The organism is Sorangiineae bacterium MSr11367, from assembly GCA_037157805.1.
Taxonomy (GTDB): domain Bacteria; phylum Myxococcota_A; class Polyangia; order Polyangiales; family Polyangiaceae; genus Pendulispora; species Pendulispora rubella.
The window spans coordinates 9,581,953-9,606,975 of sequence record CP089983.1; the positions used below are offsets into that span (position 1 = coordinate 9,581,953).

Consider the following 25,023-nt stretch of genomic DNA (forward strand, 5'->3'; position numbering starts at 1 on the left):
CTCGATTAGACCGTACAGTGTACGGTACACCATACGATGCTAGACGCTAATGGCCCCCTTGCGGAAGTCGCTCTTCGCGATCTTCACGTTCACGCACGCCGGTTTGCCCGCGGCGAAGGCGGCGTCGAGCGCGGGGCCGAGGTCCTCCACCTTCTCGACGTAGGCGCCGAAGCCGCCGCACGCTTCGACCACCTTCTCGTAGCGCGTGTACTCCAGAGCGGTCGCCACCGCGCGTTCCGCTCCATAGATGTCCACCTGTCCGCGGCGGATCTGCGTCCAGCCCGCGTCGTTGCCAATCACGGCGATGACCGGGATGTTCTGCCGCACCATCGCCTCGAACTCGAGGCCGTGCAGACCGAAGCTTCCGTCCCCGTAGACGAGCACCACGTTCGCATCCGGCCGCGCAAGCTTCGCCGCCATCGCATAACCGGGGCCTACGCCCAATGTTCCCAGCGGGCCTGGGTCCATCCACAGCTGCGGCCACTCCAACTTGAGCACGTAGGCCGCCGTCGCCACGAAGTCGCCGCCATCGCCCACGACGATGTCGTTCGGCTTGAGCCGCTTGCCCAATTCCGCGCACACGCGCAGCGGGTTGGGCGGCGAATCGTTGGAGTCGATTTCTGCCTCCATCTTCGCGCGTCGCTTCGTCTCCTCGGCGCGCACCGCCGAGAGCCACTCGGGCGCCTTCTTCGACGACAGCTCGCTGAGCAGCTGGTCCAGAACGAGCCCGCTGTCGCCGTGAATGCCGATCTCCACGCGCCGGTTGCGTCCCAACTCGGCGCCCTCCAGATCGACTTGCACGATCTTTACGTCGCTGGCCCACGTCGGCGAGCGGCCATAATCCACGCGGAAGTCGAACGGCGTGCCAAACACGAAGACCACGTCGGCTTGCGCCAAGGCAAACTTGCGCGATCGCGAGAAGAGCTGCGGATGGTTCGCCTTGAGCGCGGTGCGAGCCATTCCATTGAGGAAGAAGGGCACTTCGAAGGCCTCCGCGGCCCGCGCCACCGCATCGAACATCGGCGACCAGCGGATCTGCGAGCCAATGAGGAAGCACGGTCGCTGCGCACCACGGAGCAACGCCGCCGCACGCTCGATGGATCGAAAGTCGCCGCCGGGACGTGGTGGCTCGGCGAACGGCGCGGTCGCCGGCAGATCGGCGTCGTCGTGCACGTTCATCAACAGATCGAGCGGCATCTCCAGGAACACTGGCCCGGGCACGCCCTGCTGGGCCACGCGGAACGCCGCATCGATGTACTCGGCAATGCGCCGCGTCTCGGGAACCTGCACGCTCCACTTGGTGATGGGGCGCATCAGGTTCACGTGATCCATGTCCTGCAGGGAGCCCATGTCCGTCAGAAGCTTGGGGCCCGCGCCGCCAATCACGATCATAGGCACGCCCGCGCGTTGGGCATTGGCCACGGCGGTCACCACGTCGGTCACTCCGGGGCCGGCCGTCACGGCACAGACGCCGGGCCTCCCCGTCACACGCGCATAGCCATCGGCGGCGTGCCCCGCAGTCTGCTCGTGGCGCACGTCGACGACCCGGATCTGTTCATCGAGACAGCCGTCGTAGATGGCCTGGATGTGCCCCCCGCACAGCGTGAAGAGGTGAGTCGTCCCATGACGCTTGAGGGCCTGCGCAACGATTCGACCACCGTGGACGTAACCCATTGAACCTTGCTCCCTTGGTTAGAAACTCCGCCACGGCAGAGTAGCCGTTTGCGGGCCCGCCGACAGCAAACCTGACGCAGGCCTGACATCAACCGATCCTAGCCTCTGGAGATTCGCAGTCCGGGACAAGCGAAGCCGGAGGCTCGATGCGATAGGTGCCTTTGCACGGCGCCCTGCGCTCCAGGAGCTTTTTTCATGTCACAACAGCTATCGAACGACCTTTTGTCGCTCAAGATCGAGCGCACCCCGCCGGAGCACAAGAGCGGTACACGTTGGCGGACCATCGTCGCGGGCGGTGCGGCCACGTTGGCCTCGGGCGTGGTCGCATACGCGGCGGGCATTCCCTACCTGGAGGCGAAGTTCTTCCGAACCAAGGTCGACGTGACCGAGGTGGCCATGGTGTCGCCGGCGCAAGCGCAGGTGGAGTTGAACGCGACTGGGTACGTCGTACCGCAAATCACGGCACGTATTGGCGCGAAAATCATTGGGCGGGTCGCACGGACGCGCATCAAAGAGGGCTCGCGCGTGAAGGCGGGCGAGGTGATGTTCGAGCTCGACCTCGCGGATCAGAAGAGCGCCATCGCCTCGGCCCGAGCGCGGTACGCGGCGTCGTCGGCGCGCGCATCGGCATCGCGCGCGCAGATGCTGGAAGTGCAGCAGCAGCTCGCGCGCGAGAAAAAGCTGGTGGCCACCGGGGCGGTGGCGCCGGCCCAGTCGGAAGATCTCACCGCGCGCGTGGCCTCGATGGACGCGACCGCGCGCGCCGCGGAAACCGACGCGCTTGCGCAAAAAGCAGAGGTGAAGGAGCTCGCGGTGGGGCTCGGGAATTTGACCATCGTGGCGCCCATCGACGGCACCGTCGTGACCAAACCGGTGGAGGCGGGGGCCGTCGTCAATTCGGAGATCCCGCTGACCGAGCTGGTGGACTTCGATTCGCTGCTCATCGAGGCCGACGTTCCGGAGGCGAAGATGGGGAGCATCAAGAAGGACGGCCCGTGCGAGGTCGTCTTCGACGCGATTCCCAATCAGCGCATTCGCGCGGTGGTCGTCGAAGTCAGTCCGCGCTTGAACCGCGCAAAGGCGACCGGCACGGTCAAAGTGAAGCTCGTCGATGCCACCCCGGGCGTGCTGCCGGAGATGAGCGCGCGGGTGAGCTTTTTGGCCAAGCCGCTCGAGGCGGATCAAATGAAGGAGCCGGCACGCAAGGTCGTGCCCACGTCGGCATTGGCCGAACGCGCCGGAAGCAAAGTGGTGTTCGCGATCGAGGGGGAGCGCGTGCGCATGCAAAGCGTGGAGCTGGGCGCACCGTTCGGTTCCGGCTTCGAGCTGAAACATGGTCCCGAACCGGGAACGTTCCTGGTGCGGGATCCCTCCCCGGCCTTGGCCGACGGCCAAGCGATCAAGAGGAACAGATGATCCGATTGAGCAGCATCGACAAGACGTATTACCGCGGCGACGAAGCCGTCAAAGTCCTCGATGGATTGAGTCTCGACATTCCCACGGGCTCGTTCGAGGCACTCATGGGACCCTCCGGCTCGGGCAAATCGACGCTTTTGAATCTGATTGCCGGTTTGGACCGCCCGAGTGGCGGCTCCATCGAAATTGCCGGACAGCGCATCGATTCATTGAGCGAAAGCCAACTCGCGAAATGGCGAGCGGACAACGTTGGCTTCATTTTTCAATCGTACAATCTCTTGCCGGTGCTGACGGCGGTGGAAAACGCGGAGCTACCGTTGCTCCTCACCACGGTGCGTGCGCGCGAGCGGCGCCGGCGTGCGGAAACGGCATTGCGCATCGTGGGCCTGTCCGAGCGGATGCATCATTATCCACATCAATTGTCTGGCGGCCAGGAACAGCGGGTGGCCATTGCCCGGGCCATCGTGAACGATCCCAAGCTGTTGGTCTGCGACGAGCCCACCGGCGATCTCGATCGGCACAGCGCCGACGAAGTGTTGAAGCTTTTGGAGACGCTGAACAAAGAGATGCACAAGACCATCGTGATGGTCACCCACGATCCGGTCGCGGCCGAGCGAGCCGGCATCGTGCACCGCCTCGAAAAAGGCGCGCTCGCATAAGGAAAGGCCGCCCACGTGAACCTCGTTTCGATCACGTTCAAAAACTTGGCGCGAAATCGCTTTCGCGTGGTCCTTACCATTTTGGGCGTCGCCATGCCGGTGGTCGCTTTCGTGCTTCTGCGCACGGTGATTTGGGCCTGGGAATTGGGCGCCGAGGTCGCGGCCAAAGACCGCGTGGTGACCCGCCACAAGGTGACGTTCATCATGACCTTGCCATTGCATTACGTGAGCGAACTGCAGCAGCACGCCAAGGAGCTCGGCGTGAAACAAAGCACATTTGCCGTATGGTTCGGGGCCAAAGACCCGGCGCACGACCAAGAATATTTCGCGACGTTGGGCGTGGATCCCAGAACGTACCTCGACGTGTACACGGAAATGTCGGTCACTCCCCAAGAGAAGCAAGCGTGGCTACAAAACCGCAAGGGCGCCCTGGTGGGCGACGTTCTCGCGCGCAAATGCGGATGGAAGGTGGGCGACAAGGTCACCTTGCAAACACCGTTTTACCCCGACACACCCGATTGGGAATTCACCATCGAGGGCATTTACCAGGCGACGGCCAAGTCCGTGGATCGCTCGGGCTTTCTCTTTCACTACGACTACATGAATGAATCCATCGACGTGCGGCAGCGCGACCAAGTCGGCTGGATGGTCAGTCGCGTGGTCGATCCGTCGCGCGCGGCCGAGGTGGGCGTTCGCATCGACAAAATGTTCGACGAGCAGGAGACACAGACCTTGAGCCAGGACGAAGGCGCTTTTCAGGCGAGCTTTCTCGGATCGTTCTCCGCGCTGCTGAAGACGATCCATGTCATATCCATCGTCATTCTGGTCATCATGTCGCTCATTCTCGGCAATACCATGGCCATGGGCGTGCGCGAGCGCACCAACGAATACGGCATTTTGCGCGCGGTGGGCTTTCTGCCGAAGCACCTGGTGGGATTCGTGCTCGGTGAGTCGCTGCTCTTGGCCGGCTTCGGTGGTGCGCTGGGATTGCTCCTCGCCTACCCCTTCGTGGAGCAGGGGCTGGGGCGCTTCGTCGAGGAGAACATGGGCAATTACTTTCCTTATTTCCGGGTGACGCCGGAAACGGCCCTCGTGGCATTTATCGCCGCTCTGGTGGTCGGTATTCTGGCGGCCGCCGTTCCCGCGTACCGTGTATCCAAATTGCGCGTCGTCGAGGCGCTGCGGCGTGTCGTATGAGGTAATATGATTCCCATTCGATACAATGTGCGAAGCCTCACCGTGCGCAAAACCACGACATTGGCCACCGCCTTTGGCGTGGCGCTCGTGGTCTTCGTATTTGCCTCCGCGTTGATGCTCTCCGAGGGCATCGAACGCACCCTGACGACCTCGGGAAATCCCAGTGGCGCCATCGTCCTGCGCAAGGGCAGCCATACCGAACTTTCCAGCGTCCTCGATACACCCACGATAAGTCTCTTGCTCACCGCGCCCGGGGTGAAGCACGACCAGGCAGACGGAAACCAGCCGATGGGCGTCGGGGAAATCGTCGCCGTAAACGCGATTGAAAAATTGGGGGCCGATGGCCTCAGCAATGTGCAACTTCGCGGCGTGACCGAGCTTTCGGCCAAACTGCGCACCGGTTTGAAAATCGTCGCGGGGCGCGCCCCGGCGCCGGGCAGCGACGAGGTCATGGTGGGCGAGCGCATCCGCGGTCGCTTCCGCGGGCTCGATTTGGGACAAAGCTTCGAGTTGAAAAAGAATCGCCAGGCGAAGGTCGTGGGCATCTTCACCGCGGGCGGCTCCTCGCACGAGTCCGAAGTGTGGGTCGATCTCGAGGTGATGCGCACCGTCTTCCGCCGCGAGGGCGTCGTCTCCTCGGTGCACGTCTTGCTGGAGTCGCCGGCCGCCTTCGATCGATTCCAGGCCGCGGTGGAGCAGGACAAGCGACTCGGTCTTTTGGCGATGCGCGAGGTCGACTATTACGAGAAGCAATCCGAGCGCACGAGCATGTTCATGCAGGTGCTCGGCACCCTCGTGGCCTTCTTCTTCGCCATCGGCTCGATGATTGGCGCCATGATTACGATGTACGCCGCCGTGGCCAACCGCCAACGCGAAATCGGCACCTTGCGAGCCTTGGGCTTTTCGCGCCGAAGCATCCTCTTTTCATTCCTCCTCGAATCGATGTTCCTCGCCACCCTGGGCGGCACAGTGGGCGCCATCGCCTCGCTCCTCATGGGCTTCGTGAAGTTCTCCATGATGAACTTCGCCAGCTGGTCCGAAATCGTCTTCGAATTCCGCCCCACCCCCGGCATCCTCCTCTCCGCCGTCGTCCTCTCGACCGCGGTCGGCCTAATCGGCGGCTTCTTCCCAGCGATACGGGCCGCACGCATATCCCCAGTCACCGCCATGCGCGCCTAAGAAGATTCACAGGGAGGGGGGGAGGCGGGGAGGGAAACAACGCGAATCCCACCACATGCCAAGGCTTTTTTAGGTTTTCAGTTGGCTTCGTGAGCCAAGTGAAAACCCAAACCAGCCTCGGTGCACGGTGGGATTTGCGCCGTATCCCTCCCCGCCTCCCCCCCTCCCTGTTCAATCCTCTCTTCGTTCCCTGCTGCGACAACATGCCGCAGCGACAGGATGCCGCATGGGTTTCCCGGGGATTTCGCGTTACGAATCGGGCTCACCTTCGTGAGGAGATGCCACATGGAGAAGAAGGAAACGAAGAAGCCGAAGAAGCAGGTCGAGATCGTGCGCGTGTGTGAAATTCACGTGGGCGATGTCGGCGCGGCGTCGTGTGCGACCATTTGCAGCGCGGTGAAGCTGTAAGGAGCACATGGGAGAGACCCAATCCTCTTCCACCCCGGCCTTCCCCGGTTTTTCGCCGGGGAAGCCCACCGGGGTTCGAGCCTCCCCGATTCGCGTGGGCGTCAATTGGACGCGCGCGGTGCACCTGCCGCTCATTCGCAGCATGGTGCGCAAAGGCCAAGCCGACTTCGTGGAAGTCCTGATCGACAATTTCCTCCACGTCGAGCCAGAAGACATGGCCGCCGCCCTCGACGGAGCGCCCGTCGCCTTTCACATCATGCATTCGCGCTTCTTGGAGCGCACCGAGGTGCAGCTGGCCTCCATGGCGTCGCGCATTCGCACCATGGCCCGCGAACTTCGGCCCCTTTACATTTCGGACCACTTGCTTCGCTTCACCGTGGATGGCCGCGAAGTCCCCTTCTTGCCGGAGCTCGATTATGGCCGCGGCTACGACCTCGCGTGCCGGCGGGTCACGTCGTGGCAAGAGCAGCTTGGCGCGCCGGTGCTCTTCGAGAATTACCCGTCCATCTTCGACTCCGGGCTCGAGCAGCCCGCCTTTCTCGAGCGGCTCTTTCGCGAAACCGGTGCGGGGCTTCTCTTCGACGTGTCCAATGCCGTCTGCGCCCATCGCAATTGCCAATTGCCCCTGGATGCGTGGGACACGCTCCTGGAGAGCGCCACGCACGGTAGCCACCTCCACGTGGGCGGCTACGAGCCCTCGAGCGAAGCGCCCTTCGTCAGCCTCGACCTCCACGGCAGCGCCCTCGCCGACGACACGCTCGACTACCTCGAACGCGTCTTCTTGCGCCTTCGCGCGCCGGCCACCATCAGCGTCGAACGCGACAACCACATCGACCTCGAACCATGGAGCACGGACATCGTCGCCGTGCGCACCCGCTGGGAGCGGGCCGCCCATGGCCAAGGATGAATCGTGGCTCGTCTCCCAAGAGCGAGCAGGCACTTTGCTCGAGGGCACGCGCGAGCGCGCCGTCGCGGAATTCGCCATGCGCCTGCGCTGGCACGGCCTCTTCGACCCCTGCCCGCGCGTCCTCGCGCTCTGCCCTCCCGACGGAGCCGATGTCTTCCGCCGCTTTCTCGCGTGGGCCGATCGCGCGAAGTCCAAGATGGACTGGAGCCTCCACCTCGAGCTCCTCGTTTGGCTCTCACGCGATCCCACCCACCGCGATGCGCTCGACGAGGACATGATCCTCGAATTGCTCGCGGCCGCCGCCTCCAAGTGGGCCATCTACGACCGCGGGCCGAACAAGGGCATCGTCCTCGGCTGCCAGCGCACACCGTGCACGCTCGTCGTCGGCTGGAAGTGCCTCTCCACGGAACGCGGTCGCACCGTGGCCTTGGCGGCCACCTCCGAACCGGCGACCGAGGATCTGGAAACCCTGGTCGGCTACTTCGAAGTGGCCGGCGCGAGCTTGGATTCGCTCGCCCCTTGGCTGCCGTTCGCCGCATCCAGCGACTGAACCCCGCGTCCGTCGCCGCGCGAATCGGCCTCCACGAAGATCTTCTTCATGTCCGGCAGCTCCGCGCGAAGGCGCCGTTCGAGCTCGTTCGTCGCATCTTCGATTTCCTGCACGCGCATGTCCGGCCGGAAGGCAATCTTCAGCGCCAGGATGATCACGTCGGGCCCCAGGTGCATCGTCAGCATCTGCGTGACGCGTTCGACGCCAGGGCTCTCGCGCACGATGGCCAGCACCTGCGCGCGGTCCTCGGTCGTCGCCGCCGTGCCGATGAGCAGCCCGTGCGTGACCCGCGCCAAGGTGATGGCCACCGCGGTCAGCAGTGCACCGATGACCAAGCTTCCCACGGGATCCCACCACGGCTGGCCGGTGACGTGGCTCAACGTGACCGCCATCAGCGCGATGGCCAGGCCGATGAGCGCGGCCGTGTCCTCGGCCAACACCAGAGGGATCGTCGGATCCTTGGCCTCCAGCAGCAGCTTGAGAAAGGGGCGGCCTCGCGCCATCAACTTGAACTCGCGAAAGGCCACGCGAAAGCTCAGCGCCTCGAACACGATGCTCGTGCCGAGCACCGCGTAGTTCAGGTAGCTCGCGTCGAACGACACCGGCCAATCGCCCAGGTGAAAAGCGATCTCCTTCGCGCTCTCGTGGTCCGCATGCCCGATTTGCATCAGGTGCTTCACGCCCTCGTAAATGGCGAACGCACCGCCCACCGAGAAGAGCATCAGCGCCACCACGAAGGCCCAGAAATACTTCTCCGCGGATCGCCCGAACGGATACCGCTCGTCGGCAGGTTTGGCCGCGAGGGCCAGACCGACCAGCAAAAGCCCTTGGTTGCCCGAGTCGGCCAACGAGTGAACCGCCTCCGCCAAGGTTGCCGTGGAGGCTGACAGGAGCGCCGCGCCGAACTTGCAGGCTGCAATCGCGAGATTCCCCGCGAGCGCGGCAATGACCACCTTCTTGCTGTCGCCCGAGCTCATTTGGTGACGGCGATCTTCACCCGCGAACGCGCCCCCTGCAAGAACGCCGTTTCTGCAGCGCGCAATCGCTCGTCCACGTACCAATGGGAGAACGCGATCCGAGCCTCTTCGAATTTCTGCGATTTGTACGGGTGCGCCGCCGTGCGATACACGTCCCGAAGCTGCTCCTCCGAGGGGTAGAGGATCGGCAAAACCGCGCGCTCCACGTAAATCGCCGCGCGCGCATGCCGTCGGAAGAACGCAGCCACCTCGGCATCGGAGATGCGCTCGGCCTCGGCCACGGCCTTCAACGCGTTCTCACCACCGATGCGCTGAACCAGGCCCGTGCGCAACTCCAGCCCAACCCGGGCGAGCTCGGCATCGTCGACCCCTCGCTCCAAGGGGAGCGAAGCAAGAAGCTCCTCCGAGATGTGGTGCTCGATGGCAGCCCGCACATGGCGATCTTGGTACGACCGAGCGTCCGTATCTTCGACCTTGGCCTGGATGCGCGCCTCGAACGCGAGCAGCCGCTGCATGATGAAGCGCGGGCGCGAGGGTCCGCCCATGTCGGCCGCGTAAAAGCGCACCGCCACACCGTCGACCACGCCCACTTCGCCCTGCGCATGCGCGGACGCCGGCAGCAGAAAGGGCGACGCAAGCGCCGCCCCCACCACCAACATCGCTGCCATGCGCACGGCTAACGCGCTTCCTTTTCCTCGGGGGGCAACGGGCGCGAGGCCGGGCCGGGCTCGATCTTCGGCGCCCGATCGCGCTCCTGCAGGTGCTCGTGGTGGTGCGCGAAACCGCGCGCCGCTCGGCGAGCTTTCAAAAACTCCGCGAACGCGACGATGGTCTCCAAGTCGCGCGGCCCCAGGCCCTCGGCCACCTCGCGCAGATGCTGGCGCGCGGCCTCGGCGTTGCGGGCGCGGCGACCGCTGGTCGACTTCGGCGCCTCCTCGCTGGACGGCCCCACCTCGGACAAGGGCCCCTCGCTTTCCGGACCGGTTGCGTTTTCTGCCCACTGCGGCCGAGCCGTCGGGCGGATGGCGTGCGCCGTGAGCCACGCCTCCATGAAGGTCCGCAGGCGCTCGCTCCGGAACGTGAACCACTTCTCGCGGTCGGCTCCATAGGACATCAGCACGTCCTTGAAGCGCCGGAACGCACCCTTGCCGTCGATGGCGTGTCCCAGCTTGGCGCGAAGATCATTGTCTTCGACCATCGGAATGAATCGCTCCATCCAGCGGTATTGCTCTCGCGAGCTCACCGGGTCGATGCGGAGGTAATTCGGATCCGAGGAGATGCGCACGTGCATCTGGGGATCGGCCACACCGTCCACCACGCGCAACACCTCACCGGTCGATAGGTGCAAGTAGCTATGGACTTCAGGTGCGTTGTTTTCGAATGCGTCCTCGAGTGCTTCCCAATCGACGGGCACATCGCGCGTCGGCGCGGCGGGACGGTCCGCAGGCTCATTCATGACACATGCTCCTTCGAAGGCATAAGAGGCGTCGAACGGCGGCGACGCGATGGCGGACAAAGGCAACCTTTTGCGATCTTGGGCTGAAGATCGCGGAAGGAGCTCAAAGCTAGGCGCGGATGAGGGTAATTCCTAAGCACCGGCTTCCGATGCACAGCGCCGGCGGTCACAACAGAGTGCCATTTTTCATCATGCGGTGAAAGAGAGTTACGCCGCTGCATCAGGCTTTGGACCGGGCTCGCCCCACGGCATCCTTCCATCTGCTCAGCATGGCCGCGCGTTCGACGTGTCCCACCTTCGGCGCAAACTGCGTTTCCACCTTCGCCAGAGCCGTCAGGTCGCTCATCTTGGTGAGGCCTGCCCCAACCGCAGCCAACATGGCCGCGCCACGTCCGGTCGATTCGATGTCCAGGGGGCGTTCTACAGTTACCTGGGCAATATCCGCCTGTAATTGCATGAGGAGATCGTTTTGCACGGCGCCACCGTCGACCCGAAGCCGAACCACCTCACGCTTCGCGTCCTTCGTCATGGCCTCCAGCAAATCCCACACCTCGAAGGCGATGCCCTCCAACGTGGCCCTTGCCAGGTGCGCGGCCGTGGTCCCACGCGTCAAACCGACGATGGTGCCGCGCGCCCCTTGATCCCAATACGGCGCCCCGAGCCCCGCGAGCGCAGGCACGAACGCGACGCCATCGCTGGATTCGACCTTGCGCGCCAGCTCCTCGACGTCCTTCGCGTGCCGAATGATCCCCAGGCCATCGCGCAGCCATTGCACCGCGGCACCGGCAATGAAGGCGCTCCCCTCGAAGGCGTAGGTAACCTCCCCGCCAATCCGCCAGGCCACCGTGGTGACCAGGCCATGGGTGCTGAAAAGCGGGCGCGCGCCGATGTTCATCAGGGCGAAGGCGCCGGTGCCGTAGGTGCACTTGGCGTCCCCCTCCCCAAAGCACGCCTGGCCGAACAAGGCCGCCTGCTGGTCGCCCGCGATGCCCGCGATGGGGATCCCGTCGGGCAAAAATCCGACGCCCCGCGTCGTGCCCACGACCTCCGCGCTGCCGACGATCTTGGGCAGCACCGACGCGGGAACCCGTAAGAGCTGGCACAGCTCGGGATCCCACTCGATGCGCGCCAGGTTCATCAGCATGGTGCGCGATGCATTCGTCACGTCCGTGGCATGCACGGCACCGCCCGTTAGGCGATGGACGAGGTACGTGTCGATCGTGCCAAAGGCGAGCTCGCCCTTGTCGGCCCGCGCCCGAGCGCCTTCGACATGGTCGAGCAGCCAGGCGATCTTCGTCCCGGAGAAGTACGCATCGATGACCAGCCCGGTGCGCTCCCGCACCCGCGGCTCGTGCCCTTCGGCCTTGAGCCGATCGCACACGTCGGCGGTGCGCCGGCACTGCCAAACGATGGCGCGGGCGATTGGCTCACCGGTGGCGCGATCCCAGAGCAAGGTCGTCTCGCGCTGATTCGTAATGCCGATCGCAGCGATGTCCTTCGGGTCCACCTTCGCGGCGGCGAGGGCCTGGTTCACCGACGTGACGACCGAGGCCCAGATCTCGCGCGGCTCGTGTTCGACCCATCCCGGCTTGGGAAAATGCTGCGGAAATTCCGTGTTGTGGCGCCCCACGGTTTTGCCATCCAGCGACACCACCAGCGCCGTGGACCCGGTCGTACCTTGATCGATCGCGAGAACGTACTTGGCCATGGCCGCGTAGGTTAGCGCCACCGCCCGGACCTCGGGCGCGAGAAAATCGACGAAAGCACGAGCAACACGGCCGCGCCGCCTGCGATCCAGACGAGCACACGCGCGATGCGATCTTCGCCGCGGAAGTGAAGTTGCAGCGCGGCTACACCGCAGGCGATGGCGATGGCGGTGTAGATGACCTGACGCCCCACGGCGTAAAGAATGCGGGCCCCTTCCTGAACGCCGCGCACGCGGACCTCGAGATCGCCTCGCGTGGCGCGCGTGAGGTACTTGCGCAGATCGTCCGGCAGGGTGACAGCCTTGAGGGCCATGTCCTTCACGGTCTCGACGGCAATCTGCTGCCAGTCGCGCTTTCCAAGGACGAATTCGTGAAGGTACGGCTGGATGATGGCCATCGGATTCAGCTCGGGATCGAGCACGGAGCAGCAGCCGTACACGAGGAGGATGGTGCGCTCGAGCAGCACCCAGTCCTTCGGAATGTGAAAGGCACTGGAGAGCTCCTTCAAGCCGATGTTCATCTTGCGAAGGTCGAGCAAGTTCTCGAAGCCGCGCTGCGGATCGATCTTGATGTCCTTCAGGTTAAAGCTCTCGAGGCGGATCTCTTCCTGAAATCGCTGATGGAAATACTCGATGACCCGCTCGCTGACTTCTTCGTCGCTCGTGCGCGAGAGAAAGCCCATCTTGCGCAACGCGCGGATCAGCCGATCCGTATCGCGGCGGAGCACGCCTTCGAGGAACTCGGGAATCCCTTCGCGCATGTGCGGCGATAGCTCCGCCACCGCGCCGAAGTCGAGCAAGATGAGTGCGCCGTCCTGGCGGACCAGGATGTTCCCGGGGTGCGGATCGGCGTGGTAGACGCCGTCGACGAAGATCATCTGGCAGTAGGTGCGCACCAGGCGGTTCGCCAGCTCTTTCTTGTCGATGCCCAACTCGTCGAGCCCGGCGACGTCGCCCACCTTCTTTCCAGCCACGAAGGTCGTGGTGAGGATTTGCTTCGTGGAGAGCGACCGCACGGGCGTCGGAAAGACGAGCATGGGGTCGGCGGTGAAGTTCTTCGAGATGCGCTCGATGTTGTCGGCCTCGAGCGAGAAGTCGAGCTCCTGGCGAAGCAACTCGCGGATCTGGTGGTAGTAGGCGTCGAGCCCCTGGACGGGGAAAAAGAAGCTGATGATGCGCAAAATGCGGCGGATCGTCTTCAGGTCGAGCCGCACGATCTCGTCGATGTCCTGGTGCTGGACTTTGATGGCGACGCGCGTGCCATCGCGAAGGCGGGCCTCGTGCACCTGTCCGAGGGATGCGCTGGCGATGGGCACGCGCTGGAAGTCGGCAAAGAGCTCGTCGACCTTGCCTGCGAGCTGCTCTTCGATGCGGTGCACGATCTCGGCAAGCGGACGCGGTGGTACTTGGTCCTGCAAGGTCTCGAGCTCGCTGCGGAACTCCTCGGGGAGGAAGTTCGCCATGATGGAGAGCAGCTGCCCCACTTTGATGAAGAGCCCCTGCAGCGACAAAATCGTGGATTTCACCCGCCGCGCGTTGCGCAGGTGAACCTCGCGGATCTCCTGCGCCTGGTACGAACCGCTCGACATGCGCCGCCGAAACGCGAGCCAGAGGTAGCTGAAGATGACTTGGAACGTCGTCGCGTACGCGCGAATGAACCGGTAGCTGTTGGCCCCGCGCGGCCGATACGCGGGCTGCTCGTCACGTGGCTGCGTGGTCATGGACGACGGCGACGATTCCGTTTCGGTGTGACGAAGACTGAGACCTCGGTCGACCATCTTTCTTCAGCGTATTCTAGAAACGCGCGAGCGGGCGCCGGCGTCCTACTTTGTGGGGGCTGGTTTTGGAACGGGGGCGGAAACAGACGGCCGTCGTCTGCCTTTTGATGGTGGCGGCGTCGGCGGGATGCGAAGGTGCTGCGGACTCGGATAGTCCCTCGACGGGGGATCTGTCGACCGAGACCCGCGGAAACGACCCGCCGCCGGCCCTCGCAGATCTGGATGAGGCGCGCCGGTACAACCTGGACCGGGTCAATGCCTACCGTGCCGAAGAAGGCGTGCCACCCCTCGTGCTCGACGAGACGCTCAACGCGTTCGCCCAGGCCGCGAGCGAGCAGCTCTCCGCCGACCACGTGCCCCATAAGTATTTCAAGACCAACGTGTACAAGTGCAACTGCAACCTCGGCGCCGAAAACCAGGGCGCGCCGAACGGCTGGCGCTGGCGCCGGCTCGATGTGCAGATCGAGCAGATCCTCGCGCAGATGATGATCAGCCCCGGACACCGGAAAAACATGTTGAACCCAGAGTACAAGCGCCTGGGCATCGGCTTCGTGAACCCCGGCGAGAATCTCTACTTCACGAACGACTTCGGCCGCTGACAGCCAGTTCGAAGAGCGCGTCGTGGATCCAGGGGCGTGCGATGCGGATGGCCACGTGGTCGCGCGTGGGGTGCACGCGGTTCGTGAGGACGACGAGCACCACCTGCGCGTCGGGATCGATCCAGAGGCTCGTGCCCGTGAAGCCGAGATGACCGAACGCGCGCGGGCCGATGCGTGTGCCGGCGCTGGAGCCTTCGGGGCTCTTGCCGTCGAAGCCCGCGCGCAGGGTGCCGCCGGGGCGTTCTCGTAGAACCCACTCGGGCAAGGTTCGCGCGTCGAGGCGGGCGAGCACGTCGGCGCCAAAGCGAAGCACAGCGTCGGCGGTGCCGAACATGCCCGCATGGCCGGAGCCGCCCTCGCGCGTGAGCGCCCACGCCGTCTCGTCGTGCACGCGACCGCGGATGGTGCCGCCGCGCCAGCTCACGACCTCCGTGGGCGCGGCGCGCGCGATCAGAGCGATGCCCTCCGCTTCCAGGCCGCGCGCAGTCCCCAACGCCGACCCGAGTTCGAGTGGCCGAACGACGAGCTGCTCGATGGCTTCCCCGGCATCCCGCGCGCCCACGAACCGCGCGAGCGCTTCGCCGGCGAGAACGTAGCCCGCGTCGCTGTACAAGGGCGCAAAGCCTTCGGGCGGGCATGGGCCGATCGCGTCGGGACGCCGGGCATTCGCCAACGTCGCCAAAGCGCGCGCAGGATCCACGTCCCCTCCTGCGACGAGCGGTGCGCAAATCGGATAGGTCGCGCGCAAGCCGGCGCGGTGCGCGAGCAGAAGCTCGATGGGCACGGGTGCCGCGGCGGTGCCGGCGAGCTCCGGGAGGAAATCGACCAGGGGGCGCGCCGGATCGAGCCCGCTTTCGACCACGGCGAGCGCCGTCATGGGCTTCGTCACGCTGGCCAGATCGAAGAAGGCGTCCTCCGGCTCCCCGTGGGCCGCTGTCAGCCGCGATCCGTCCGGCGCGACGAATCCGACGGCACAGCTTGGGGCGATGCCGGACTCGACGACGCGCCGCACCAGCTCGGAAGCCGCGCTTTTCATCGCGTGGAATGTTGCCAAGTTCCGTACGTCGAACATAAAGACCGTTTCCAAACGCCCCAAGGCTTCGCGCCAAGCTGAACCGCTTGACCCGTATCCCCGGGAGCAGAGTGAGAACCTAATGAAACTACGGAACTTTTTCTCGATTGTCGCGTTGGCTTCCGCCGTGGCCGTGACGGGCTTTTCCAGCCCCGCCTCCGCGGATGAGGCATCGGACGCGCAGGCTTTCGTGCAGACCCAGCACGGAAAAATCGCGACGCTCCTGCGCCAGCCTGCGTCCGGTTCGCGCGACTCGCAGATCAACGCCGCCCTCGAGACGTTCGTCGACTACGACGAGCTCACGCGCCGCGCATTCGGCAAGCCGTGCCCGCCGGCGGTCTCCAACTGCACGGATCACTGGGGCCAGCTGACGGATGCCCAAAAGACCGAGGTGCGGGGTCTGCTCAAACAGCTCGTGGAGAAAAACTACCGCAAGAACATCATTAAGACCCTCGACTACGAGGTCTCCTTCAAGGGGTCGCGGGCCGCGGGCCTGGGCGATTCACGCATTCGGACCGAGGCGCAGAACAAACTGAAGCCCCGCGATCCGGCCGTGCAGGTCGACTACTTCGTGCACAATCAGCCGGGCGGCTTGAAGGTCGTCGACATCGTGACGGAAGGCTCGAGCCTGACGAAAAATTACTACGACCAGTTCCACAAGATGCTGACGACCGAAGGTCAAAAGTACCCCTACGTCGTCAAGAAGCTCCAAGAGAAGATCGCCAAGAAAGACTAGCGGGCGACCGAGCCGCGCCTCGAAGAGCGGCTCCAAGCGAAGGCGGGTTCCACGACGCGCGCGAGCATCCTATACTCGGAGGATGCCGTCGGCAGTCTCGTACGGCGTCGGTGCCAGTGTGGAGGAACCCGCGCCCGCTCTTCGTTATGAATCGCTGTATCGGATCGGCCGAGGCGGTATGGGCGTGGTCGAAGTGGCGATTCAACATGGCCCGAACAACGCGGCCCGCCTCGTCGCGTTCAAACGGCTCTTGCCCGAGGCCTCCCGGGAGGCGCGCCACCGCAACATGTTCCTGCGCGAGGCCCGCCTCGCCACCATGCTGGCGCACCCCAACGTGGTGCGGGCGCTCGACTGCGGCCAGGTCAACGGCGAAGTCTTCATCGCCATGGAGTTCGTCGAGGGCGAGACGCTCTCGAGCATATTCGAGGTGCTCCGAGAGAAAGGGCACCGCGTCGCCCCCGGCGTGGCGGCGCACATCCTAGCGCTCGTTTGCGACGGCCTGCACGCGGCGCACGAGCTTTGCGACGCCAGCGGGGTGAAACTGAACCTCGTGCACCGCGACGTGTCGCCGCACAACGTGATGATCGCGCGCGACGGCGAGGTGAAGCTGCTCGACTTCGGCGTGGCCAAGATCGACGCGAGCGATGTCCTCACGCGCACCGGCGAAGTCAAAGGCAAGGCCGCGTACATGTCGCCCGAGCAAGTGATGAGCGATCCGCTCGACCGCCGCAGCGACCTATACAGCGTGGGCGCGCTGCTCTTCGAGTGCATCGCCGGCCGCCGCATGTGGGAAGGCAACGAGATGGACGTCATCCGCGAGCTCACGCAGGGCGAGGCGCCCAGCCTGCAAGCGTGGGCTCCGGATGCGCCCCCCGAGCTTTGCCAACTGCACGCGCGGCTCTGCGCGCGTTCGGCCGATCAGCGGCCGGCCACCGCGCGGGACGTGGCCGATGAGCTGCGTGCATACGTCGTCCGCAGCGGGATGCCGCCGGATCAATGGATGCTCGAGCAATCGCTCTTCGGGCTCTTCGCGGCGGAGGCACACCGGCGACGCGAGACGCTGCGCACGGCGTTGGCCAAGGCGGCCATTCCCGAGGCGCAGAAGCAGCGGCTCATCGAGCAGGTCACCTTCCGGCAGTCGACACCGCGCTCGGTGCGGCCACCGCCGCCTCCCGGAGCTACGCCGTTGCCGGCCATGGCCAACGCCACGCCGCCGGACGCGCTTCAGGTTCCGCCGAGCTGGGGCCCCTCGCCCGCGGCGCGGGCGCTCGCGCGACGGCGGTATGCGCTGTTGGGTGTCGCGCTCTTCGCCGTCGCGCTGCTGCTGATCGCCGCTTACTGCTTGTCGATGCTGTACTTGCGCAGGTAAGCGCGCACGTGGTGGCGCTCCATGCCGCTCTGGCGCGCCATCTCGCTGACGTTGCCGCCGGCGCGCTTGGTGAGATCGGTGAAGTACTCGCGCTCGAACGACGCGATCGCCGTGCGCTTCGCCTCACTGAACGCCGTGGCCGGTCCGCTGGGGCGTGCCGCATCGAGTGGCTGCTCGCGCGTGAGCGTGAGCACGTCGTCGATGGCCCCTGGTTCGCCCGCGAGCGTCGCGGCAACCGACGCGACGTTTACCAGCTCGCGCACGTTGCCCGGCCAATCGTGCGAGCCCATGTGCCCTTCGAGCCATGCGATGACCGTCTGCGCATGCTCCGGCTTTCCAACGCGGCGGCACACCTCTTCGACCAGCGAGGGCAAGTCGGAGAGACGCTCGCGCAACGCCGGCAGCTCGACGCGCACCTGCGCGATGCGGAAGAACAAGTCGGAGCGGAAACGCCCCGCGTTCATCTCGCGGCCGAGATCGCGCCTCGTTGCAGCGAGAACGCGCACGTCGATCGGCTCGACCTGGCTTCCGCCGACGCGCTTGATCTGACGCTCGGCGAGCGCGCGCAGCAACTTGGGCTGCAGATCCAGCGGGAGCTCTCCCAATTCATCGAGGAAGAGCGTGCCGCCGTCGGCCTCGCCGAGAGCGCCCTTGCGGCGCTCGTGCGCGCCCGTGAAGGCACCGCGCTCGTGGCCGAAGAGAAGGCTCTCCGCGAGCATCGGCGGAATGGAACCGCAGTCGACGACCACGAACGGGCCGTTGCGCTGCGGGCTGGCGTCGTGCACCGACTTGGCCACCACCTCTTTGCCCGTGCCCGTCTCGCCCAGAATGAGAACGCTGAGCGAGGTGGGGGCAACCTTCTCGAGGATGCTGAACACGCGCCGCATGCGCGGCGAATTGCCCACCAGCGAGCCGAAATGGTTGGAAAACCCGACGTCGACCCGGCGCTTGGCCGCAGGCTCGATCACCAGGCGAGAGCTACCTACGGTGAGCTCGGAGACGGTGGTGACGACGGCCTCTTTGACGCGAACCAGGCCGATGAACGTGCCGTTGGTGCTACCGAGATCGCGAACCTGGATGCCTTCGTTGACCGCTCGAAGCTCGCAGTGGATGCTGCTCACTTCCGGATCGGGGATGGAAATCTGAGCGCCCTCGTCGCGCCCGATGACGATCGGGTCGACGTCCACCGTAAGGGTCTTCCCGTCGGGCGTGCGCACCGAACCGCCGCGAACGAACCAGTGGAGCACACGAGCTTTGGTGGCGTGGTTTTCGTCCATTTGCGAGGCCCCCTGGTCAGTGTGATTGCGTACCGCTTGAGTGACCACCCTCTTCGATCGGCTCCTCGTAGACCTTGAGGGGCTCGAGATTGGCGAGGACTTCGGGACGGATCCCAACGCCGCGATCGGAGAAGAAGAGGTCGTTTTCTTCGAGGTTTGCGCGTTGCTGCGCGATGAACAAGATCGGATCGCCGTTGCGCGTGTAGCCGAGCTGCACCAAGGTGCCTTTGGGCCACGACCCGCCGTCGAACGTCAGGTCCTTGCGCAAAAAGTAGAAGCCTTCGTTCGGCATGCGCGCCAAGCTCTCGGCCCATGAAAGCCCACGAAACGGAATGCCGGCGCCATGAAAATGCCAGCGATTCATGATGTTGTGGTCGGGGGCAATCACGACCGGAAGACCGGAGTCCGAGTGATTATGAAAGTAAACGAGGACCCCCGCGGGGATCTCGCTCTCGTGCTCCGGCAGCGGCTTGGTGGTGCGGTAGAGGCCGCAGTTCGGAAGAATATTCTTGACGCTTGCCATGACCGTCGACTGTAGCACTGCAACAATCGGTCGTTCTACTGCAACTCTTCCCGTAAAACATGCCCGTGCCCCTGCCCGTCCCCGAGGCCCGGACACGCAGATCCGGCGGCGAGCACGTTTACCGGGCTAAATCTCCGGAGTCTCGGCAGCTTCCGCGGCGGCGGCTTCGGTGACGGCGGTTCCCGACGGGGTCAAAAACTCCACGCCAACGATGAGTCCGTCGGCCTCCTCCTGGACCCAAACGATTCGACCGCGGCGCGTCATTGGGGCGTTGCCCACTTCGCCGATGGTGATCTCGAACTCGTCCCCGAGTTCCACGCTTTCCTCGAGGATACAGCGGATTCCACCGCGGCTTACGTTGAGGGCCCACCCATCGAGCAGGGGGCCGGCCGCGGGATCGGTGTCGGGGGGCGCATTCGGATCGAGCTTTCGCAGCTGAATGCGCTCGCTGACCTCACGTCGCACGTCGCTGCGTCGCAGGGGCGTGCCGTCGACGGGGACGCCCTGCATGGGGGTGAGGCTCCTACGGTTTTTCACAGCTTGCACCATCATAGCAGGGGCTCTCCGGTCTCCGTGCGCTATAGAGCTACGCTTCCGATCGGGGTTTGCTTCCCCGGTGGCCAATCCTATATAGCCCTACATCAGCGGAAATACCTCCCCTTGACTACCTCGGGCTCTTCCGAGACACTTTTCAAGTCACGGTCAGGGGGGGATGCGAAGGACGGAGCCGAAGTCGTTGACCCCCCAAGAACTGAAAAAAGCTCTCATTGTCGCGGGCTTCGAGGTCTATCGCACCTATGGCGAAGAGGTCGTTCTGGCCGATCGGGTCCGAGACAATCTCATCCTTGACTCGGGCGTACGCGTCCGCAGCGGCTCCCAGCTCGAGATTCGCCTCATCATGGGGCTGCGCCGCAGCCAGTACCCCGTCGACGACGAGCCGACCTTGTTCAACCGGGTTCGCCAGCTCGCCGCGCCGCTGCTTTCCGAGGGTTTTCTCGAGCTCAACACCACCGTCTCGCCGGTGAGTGACCCGGCTGACGCATCGCATACCCTCGACACGTTCTACGAGGTGGTTTTCGCGAAGAAAATCGCCAGCCTCGAAGAATCCGGCCTTCGTCTGGCGCTCAAAGTCGCCAAAATGGCCGAATCGCGTCACTAGGGTTTAGGGGTGAGGGTTTAGGGAAGACGAAGAGCTTCAAGCTCGTCCGCAACCCCTATCCGCCACGTCACGAGGGGTTAAGTTTTAGGTTTTGGGGCGAAGCTCGTCCGCAACCCTAAACCCTATCCCCTAAACCCTAAACCCTCGAAAACGTGGTATTGCCCGCGGGCTCCAATGCTCGATCTGTTCCGAAAGAAGGGCGTCACCTCGTTCATCTATGGCGCCATCATCGTTGGCATGGTCCTGGTGTTCGTGCTCGAGTTCGGGCCGTCCGCAGGCCAGAAAAAGGCCTCGTTCTCCACGGCCTGCGTGGCGAACGTCAAAGGTCGCTGCATCGACCCGAAGGATTTCTCGGGCGCGTACCGCCTCCTCATCCCGCGCGATGAAGACGGCGTGCGTCGGGCCAAGCAAATGGGCCTGCGCCGGGTCGCCCTCGATGGCCTGATCGAGCGTGAGCTCCTGGTGAGCGAGGCCGCGCGCCTCGGCCTCACCGTGACGAAGGAAGAACTCGACGACACGATTTACGAGGGATTCATCCACGTGAGCGTGCCCGCGGAGAACCCGCAGGTGGCCTACCAGCTGCGCATCGGCGACGGCCGCATGTACGCGGGCTTCAAGGACCCGAAGACGAAGCGCTTCGACCTGAACGTCTACAAGCGAACCATCCGCAACCTGATGGGGCGTTCGGAGATCGAATTCCGCGAAGAGCAAGAGCACGAGCTTCTCGCCGCCAAGATGCGCGACGTGATCCGCGCGCCGGTGCGCGTGAGCGAGATCGAGGCTCTGGAGGCGTACGTCAGCGAGAAGAGCTCGGCCACGGTGGAGAGCGTTGCGGTGAAGACGTCGTACGCGGCGAAGTACGGCGTGCCGCTCACCGATGCGGACGTCTCCAAGTGGGCGGCGGACAAAGAGAACGAGAAGCAGATCACGGCGTTGGTGGATGCGCGCAAGGAAGACGCGAAGCCCAAGCCGAATCACATTCGTCACATCCTCGTGCGCGTCGAGAAGGGCGCGACGCCGGAGCAAAAAGGTCTCGCGCTCGGCAAGCTGGCCGAGGCGGCGGCGCGCATCAAGAAGGGCGAAGCGTTCGCGGACATCGCGCGTGAGTACTCGGCGGACCCGGGGAGTGCAGCCCGCGGCGGTGACGTGGGCGAAGACACCAAGGGCTTCGTGACGCCGTTCAAGAACGCGGCGGATGCGCTCAAGCCGGGCGAGACGACCAGCAAGGCCATCGAGACGCAGTTCGGTTACCACCTGATCGCGAAGGACGACCCGGCGAAGGCCGCGGAGATCGAGGCGGCGCTGAAGAAGGGTGCGGCGCGCGAGCTCTACGTCAAAGGCAAGGCGCTCGAGGCGGCGAAGGAGATCGCGAACAAGATCCAGGCAGGCCTCAAGGCCGGCAAGAGCGCGGACGACACGATCCGCGAGGCGACGCTGCTGTTGAAGCGCCCCACGGCGGCCGTTGCCCTGCTCCCCGTGCAGTCCGAGGAGCCCGCTGCTGCGGCGGACGCGGGCGCGCCGAAGACGGACGCAGGCGCGAAGGACGCTAAGAAGGACGAGAAGAAAGACGCCGTCGCACAGAAGGAGCTGACGCCGGAGAACGATCCGGATCGGCCGAAGCTGGAGACGTCGAGCTCGTTCAATCGCGGCGGCGATCCCATTCCGGGCCTCTCGCCGGAGACCTCGCAGAAGGTGCTGGCGTTTGCCTTCGAGGGCAAAGCAGGGGACCTTTATGCAGAGCCGCTGCGTACCGACGACGGGTTCACCGTGATCCGTCTGAAGGAGCAGAAGACGGCCACCAAGGACGAGTTCGAAAAGGATCGCGACACGTACATGCAGACGCTCTTGGCCGGAAAGCAGACGGAGGCCCTCGCGGTGTACGTGAAGCGCCTGCGCGAAGCCGCGAAGAGCGAGATCAAGATCGACGAGAATTACCTGAAGGATCCGACCGCCCGCGACGGCGGCGTTCCGCAGGACCTGGACGAAGAGGGTCCCTGAAAGAAGTGAGCTCCACGCAAACGTCGTTTCGCACGGTCGTTCTCGACAATGGGCTGCGTGTCGTTGCGGTACCGCAGCCCCAACTCCACCGCGCCCACGCTGGGCTCTACGTCCGCGTGGGCTCCCGCTATGAAACGGCGGAGAACAACGGGCTGAGTCATTTCCTAGAGCACATGCTCTACCGCGGCACGGACCGTCTGAAGAACGCGCACGAGGTGAACCTCGCCTTCGAGAGCCTCGGCGGGTACCTGTACGCGGCCACGCAGACGGACTTCGGCGTCTTCTCGGTGACCTTGCCGCCCGAGTCGCTCGCGGCCGCGTGCGGCCTGTTCAGCGAGGTGATGCACCGGCCCGCGTTCTGCGACATCGAGATCGAAAAGGGCATCGTCTGCGAAGAGATCCTCGAGGACTTGGACGACGAAGGCCGCCAGGTCGACGCGGACAACATCTCGCGTGCGCTCATCTACGGATCGCACCCGCTCGGGTTCACCATCACGGGCGGTGAGCAGAACGTGCGGAGCTTCAATGAGGCGATGCTGCGCGAGCACTACGCGCGGCACTACACGGCGGCGAACTCGGTGCTCGTGTTCTCGGGCGCGGTCGACGCCGACGCGGCCATCGAGCTCGGCGTGAAGAATTTCAGCGATCTCCCCCGGGGCGAGCACATCGTGCCGACGCCGCCGCCGCTGACGCAGAAGAAGCCGCGCCTGCGCATCGTGGAGAACATGTCGAGCCAGACCGAGCTGCGCGTCTGCTTCCGCACCATTTCGGACAGGGCGAAGGAACGGTCCGCGATGGACATGTTCATGCGCATCATCGACGACGGCATGTCGACGCGCCTGTACCACCGCATCTGCGACTCGCAGGGGCTTTGCTACGACGTGGGCGCCTCCTTCGACGGGTACGAGGACGACGGCGTGGTGGATTTCGTTGCCGGCGCACAGCACGCGCGTACGACGCGCGTCACGGAGGAGATCCTCGCCTTGGTGCGCGAGCTCGCCGAAGAGGGCCCCACGGAAGAGGAGCTCGTCAAAGCGCGTCAAAGGCACGTGTGGGAGCTTTCGGGCTTGCGCGATTCGACGGAAGACCTCGCCGCGTTTTACGGCACCGGGTACTTGTTCGACCGCGTCGAAACCCCAGAAGAGCGCCACGAAAAGCTTGCCGCGGTCACCGCCGACGACGTGCGCGCCATCGCGCGGTTCATCGCACAACCGGAGCGGCTCAACGTCATCGCCGTCGGACTTCTCGAGAACGACGAAGACAAGCGACTGACCGATCTAGTCAAAGGGTACAAGTTCAAGTAGAGAGCTTCTCGCTGTTCTTATGACCCACACCATCACGCTCATCCCGGGAGACGGTATCGGACCTGAAGTCAGCCGCGCGACGCAGGTCGTGTTGGAGGCTTCGGGCGTCAAGATCGACTGGGAGATCCAGCACGCGGGTGCTGCGGTCGCCGAGACGCAAGGCACGACGCTCCCCAACAGCGTGCTGGAGTCGATCCGTCGCAACAAGATCGCGCTCAAGGGTCCCATCGGGACGCCCATCGGCAAAGGGTTTCGCTCGGTCAACGTGACCTTGCGGCAGGCGCTGGACCTTTACGCGAACGTGAGGCCGGTCAAGAGTCTCCACGGCGTCGAGCCCCGGTTCGAGGGCACGGACATCGTCATCGTCCGTGAGAACACCGAAGACCTCTACGCGGGCCTCGAGCTCATCATCATGCCGGGCGTCGCGCAGTCCATCAAGCTCATCACCGAGCGGAGCTGCACGCGCATTTGCGAGTACGCCTTCGACTACGCCGCGCGACTCGGACGCAAGCGCGTCACCGTGGTGCACAAGGCGAACATCATGAAGCTCTCCGACGGCCTGCTGCTCGAGTGCTTCCGCAAGGTGGCGCTCAAGCACCCGAAGATCGAACCCGCGGAGATGATCGTCGACGCGTGCGCCATGCAGATGGTGCGCAACGCGAACAAGCTCGATGTCATCGTCACTGAAAATCTCTACGGCGACATCCTCAGCGATCTGGGTGCGGGGCTCGTCGGCGGCTTGGGCATCGTGCCGGGCGCCAACATCGGCCACGAGGCAGCCGTCTTCGAGGCCGTGCACGGAAGCGCGCCGGACATCGCTGGCAAAGGCCTCGCGAACCCCACCGCCCTGATCCAGAGCGCCGTGATGATGCTGCACCACATCGGCGAAAGCGCGGCGGCCCAGAAGATCGACCGCGCCCTGATCACGCTCTACGAGCGCGGAGAAGTTCGCACGGCGGACTTGGGCGGCTCGGCGTCCACGGACGAATTTACGGAAGCGCTCTGCAAAGCCATGGCCACTGCGTAGAGGTCAGAGTTTGGGGTCCAGAGAAGAAGAGACCTGCGGCTCTCTGACCTAAC

23 protein-coding genes are annotated in these 25,023 nt (G+C 64.7%); 13 read left to right on the top strand and 10 right to left on the bottom strand.

Going from position 1 to position 25,023, the window contains the following annotated elements; translation table 11 throughout:
• Positions 1-39: 39 nt before the first annotated feature.
• A complete protein-coding gene (locus LVJ94_36815; protein WXB02467.1) occupies positions 40-1,674 on the bottom strand; it encodes a thiamine pyrophosphate-dependent enzyme in 1,635 nt (544 codons plus the stop codon).
• Between the two features lie 195 nt (positions 1,675-1,869).
• Here LVJ94_36815 and LVJ94_36820 point away from each other — a divergent pair, with 195 nt between their 5' ends.
• The 6 genes from LVJ94_36820 (at position 1,870) to LVJ94_36845 (ending at position 7,990) form a co-directional block, all read left to right on the top strand.
• Complete coding sequence (locus LVJ94_36820; GenBank protein ID WXB02468.1) at positions 1,870-3,090, top strand: efflux RND transporter periplasmic adaptor subunit; 1,221 nt, start codon at positions 1,870-1,872, stop codon at positions 3,088-3,090.
• Complete coding sequence (locus tag LVJ94_36825; protein ID WXB02469.1) at positions 3,087-3,749, top strand: ABC transporter ATP-binding protein; 663 nt, start codon at positions 3,087-3,089, stop codon at positions 3,747-3,749. The genes LVJ94_36820 and LVJ94_36825 overlap by 4 nt, the downstream gene beginning before the upstream one ends.
• 15 nt (positions 3,750-3,764) lie before the next feature.
• On the top strand, positions 3,765-4,946 hold the full coding sequence (locus LVJ94_36830; GenBank protein ID WXB02470.1) for an ABC transporter permease: 1,182 nt from the start codon (positions 3,765-3,767) through the stop codon (positions 4,944-4,946).
• 6 nt (positions 4,947-4,952) lie between these two features.
• Positions 4,953-6,125 carry an ABC transporter permease gene (locus LVJ94_36835; GenBank protein WXB02471.1) on the top strand — a complete coding sequence of 391 codons (1,173 nt, stop codon included), beginning with the start codon at positions 4,953-4,955 and terminating at the stop codon, positions 6,123-6,125.
• Positions 6,126-6,540: 415 nt separating this feature from the next.
• Positions 6,541-7,440: a DUF692 family protein gene (locus LVJ94_36840; protein WXB02472.1), complete on the top strand. Its 900-nt coding sequence runs from the start codon at positions 6,541-6,543 to the stop codon at positions 7,438-7,440.
• Positions 7,427-7,990: a hypothetical protein gene (locus LVJ94_36845; protein WXB02473.1), complete on the top strand. Its 564-nt coding sequence runs from the start codon at positions 7,427-7,429 to the stop codon at positions 7,988-7,990. Before LVJ94_36840 ends, LVJ94_36845 begins: the two co-directional genes overlap by 14 nt.
• Here the strand turns inward: LVJ94_36845 and LVJ94_36850 are convergent.
• From LVJ94_36850 to LVJ94_36870, 5 genes are all read right to left on the bottom strand, one after another.
• Positions 7,918-8,967, bottom strand: a complete 1,050-nt coding sequence (locus LVJ94_36850) for a cation diffusion facilitator family transporter (protein WXB02474.1) — start codon at positions 8,965-8,967, stop codon at positions 7,918-7,920. The two genes, LVJ94_36845 and LVJ94_36850, sit on opposite strands and share 73 nt — an antisense overlap.
• Positions 8,964-9,641 (bottom strand): hypothetical protein, encoded by a 678-nt coding sequence (locus LVJ94_36855; protein WXB02475.1) that lies wholly within the window; start codon positions 9,639-9,641, stop codon positions 8,964-8,966. Before LVJ94_36855 ends, LVJ94_36850 begins: the two co-directional genes overlap by 4 nt.
• 2 nt (positions 9,642-9,643) lie before the next feature.
• Positions 9,644-10,423: a UPF0158 family protein gene (locus tag LVJ94_36860; protein WXB02476.1), complete on the bottom strand. Its 780-nt coding sequence runs from the start codon at positions 10,421-10,423 to the stop codon at positions 9,644-9,646.
• A 220-nt stretch (positions 10,424-10,643) separates the two neighbouring features.
• Positions 10,644-12,131, bottom strand: a complete 1,488-nt coding sequence (gene glpK, locus LVJ94_36865; GenBank protein WXB10779.1) for a glycerol kinase GlpK — start codon at positions 12,129-12,131, stop codon at positions 10,644-10,646.
• 11 nt (positions 12,132-12,142) lie between these two features.
• Positions 12,143-13,906, bottom strand: a complete 1,764-nt coding sequence (locus LVJ94_36870; protein WXB02477.1) for an AarF/UbiB family protein — start codon at positions 13,904-13,906, stop codon at positions 12,143-12,145.
• Positions 13,907-14,013: 107 nt separating this feature from the next.
• Between LVJ94_36870 and LVJ94_36875 the strand changes: the two genes are divergently transcribed.
• Positions 14,014-14,505, top strand: coding sequence for a CAP domain-containing protein (locus LVJ94_36875; GenBank protein WXB02478.1), 492 nt, complete (start codon positions 14,014-14,016; stop codon positions 14,503-14,505).
• Here LVJ94_36875 and LVJ94_36880 read toward each other — a convergent pair.
• Positions 14,483-15,493, bottom strand: coding sequence for a beta-lactamase family protein (locus LVJ94_36880; GenBank protein ID WXB10780.1), 1,011 nt, complete (start codon positions 15,491-15,493; stop codon positions 14,483-14,485). The two genes, LVJ94_36875 and LVJ94_36880, sit on opposite strands and share 23 nt — an antisense overlap.
• Between LVJ94_36880 and LVJ94_36885 the strand changes: the two genes are divergently transcribed.
• Both LVJ94_36885 and LVJ94_36890 read left to right on the top strand, forming a co-directional pair.
• The gene (locus LVJ94_36885; GenBank protein WXB02479.1) at positions 15,381-16,313 is read left to right on the top strand and encodes an ABC transporter substrate-binding protein; all 933 of its coding nucleotides are present in this window, start codon (positions 15,381-15,383) and stop codon (positions 16,311-16,313) included. The genes LVJ94_36880 and LVJ94_36885 overlap by 113 nt on opposite strands.
• 82 nt (positions 16,314-16,395) lie before the next feature.
• Complete coding sequence (locus LVJ94_36890) at positions 16,396-17,682, top strand: serine/threonine protein kinase (GenBank protein WXB02480.1); 1,287 nt, start codon at positions 16,396-16,398, stop codon at positions 17,680-17,682.
• Here LVJ94_36890 and LVJ94_36895 read toward each other — a convergent pair.
• From LVJ94_36895 to LVJ94_36905, 3 genes are all read right to left on the bottom strand, one after another.
• Positions 17,649-18,959 (bottom strand): sigma 54-interacting transcriptional regulator, encoded by a 1,311-nt coding sequence (locus LVJ94_36895; GenBank protein ID WXB02481.1) that lies wholly within the window; start codon positions 18,957-18,959, stop codon positions 17,649-17,651. The genes LVJ94_36890 and LVJ94_36895 overlap by 34 nt on opposite strands.
• A 16-nt stretch (positions 18,960-18,975) precedes the next feature.
• On the bottom strand, positions 18,976-19,482 hold the full coding sequence (locus LVJ94_36900; GenBank protein ID WXB02482.1) for a hypothetical protein: 507 nt from the start codon (positions 19,480-19,482) through the stop codon (positions 18,976-18,978).
• Positions 19,483-19,608: 126 nt separating this feature from the next.
• Positions 19,609-20,019, bottom strand: a complete 411-nt coding sequence (locus LVJ94_36905) for a PilZ domain-containing protein (protein WXB02483.1) — start codon at positions 20,017-20,019, stop codon at positions 19,609-19,611.
• 175 nt (positions 20,020-20,194) lie between these two features.
• Here LVJ94_36905 and LVJ94_36910 point away from each other — a divergent pair, with 175 nt between their 5' ends.
• From LVJ94_36910 to LVJ94_36925, 4 genes are all read left to right on the top strand, one after another.
• Complete coding sequence (locus tag LVJ94_36910; GenBank protein ID WXB02484.1) at positions 20,195-20,641, top strand: hypothetical protein; 447 nt, start codon at positions 20,195-20,197, stop codon at positions 20,639-20,641.
• Between the two features lie 174 nt (positions 20,642-20,815).
• Positions 20,816-22,639, top strand: coding sequence for a peptidylprolyl isomerase (locus LVJ94_36915; protein ID WXB02485.1), 1,824 nt, complete (start codon positions 20,816-20,818; stop codon positions 22,637-22,639).
• A 5-nt stretch (positions 22,640-22,644) separates the two neighbouring features.
• A complete protein-coding gene (locus LVJ94_36920) occupies positions 22,645-23,943 on the top strand; it encodes an insulinase family protein (protein WXB02486.1) in 1,299 nt (432 codons plus the stop codon).
• A gap of 19 nt (positions 23,944-23,962) precedes the next feature.
• Positions 23,963-24,970: an isocitrate/isopropylmalate dehydrogenase family protein gene (locus LVJ94_36925; protein WXB02487.1), complete on the top strand. Its 1,008-nt coding sequence runs from the start codon at positions 23,963-23,965 to the stop codon at positions 24,968-24,970.
• Positions 24,971-25,023: the final 53 nt, after the last annotated feature.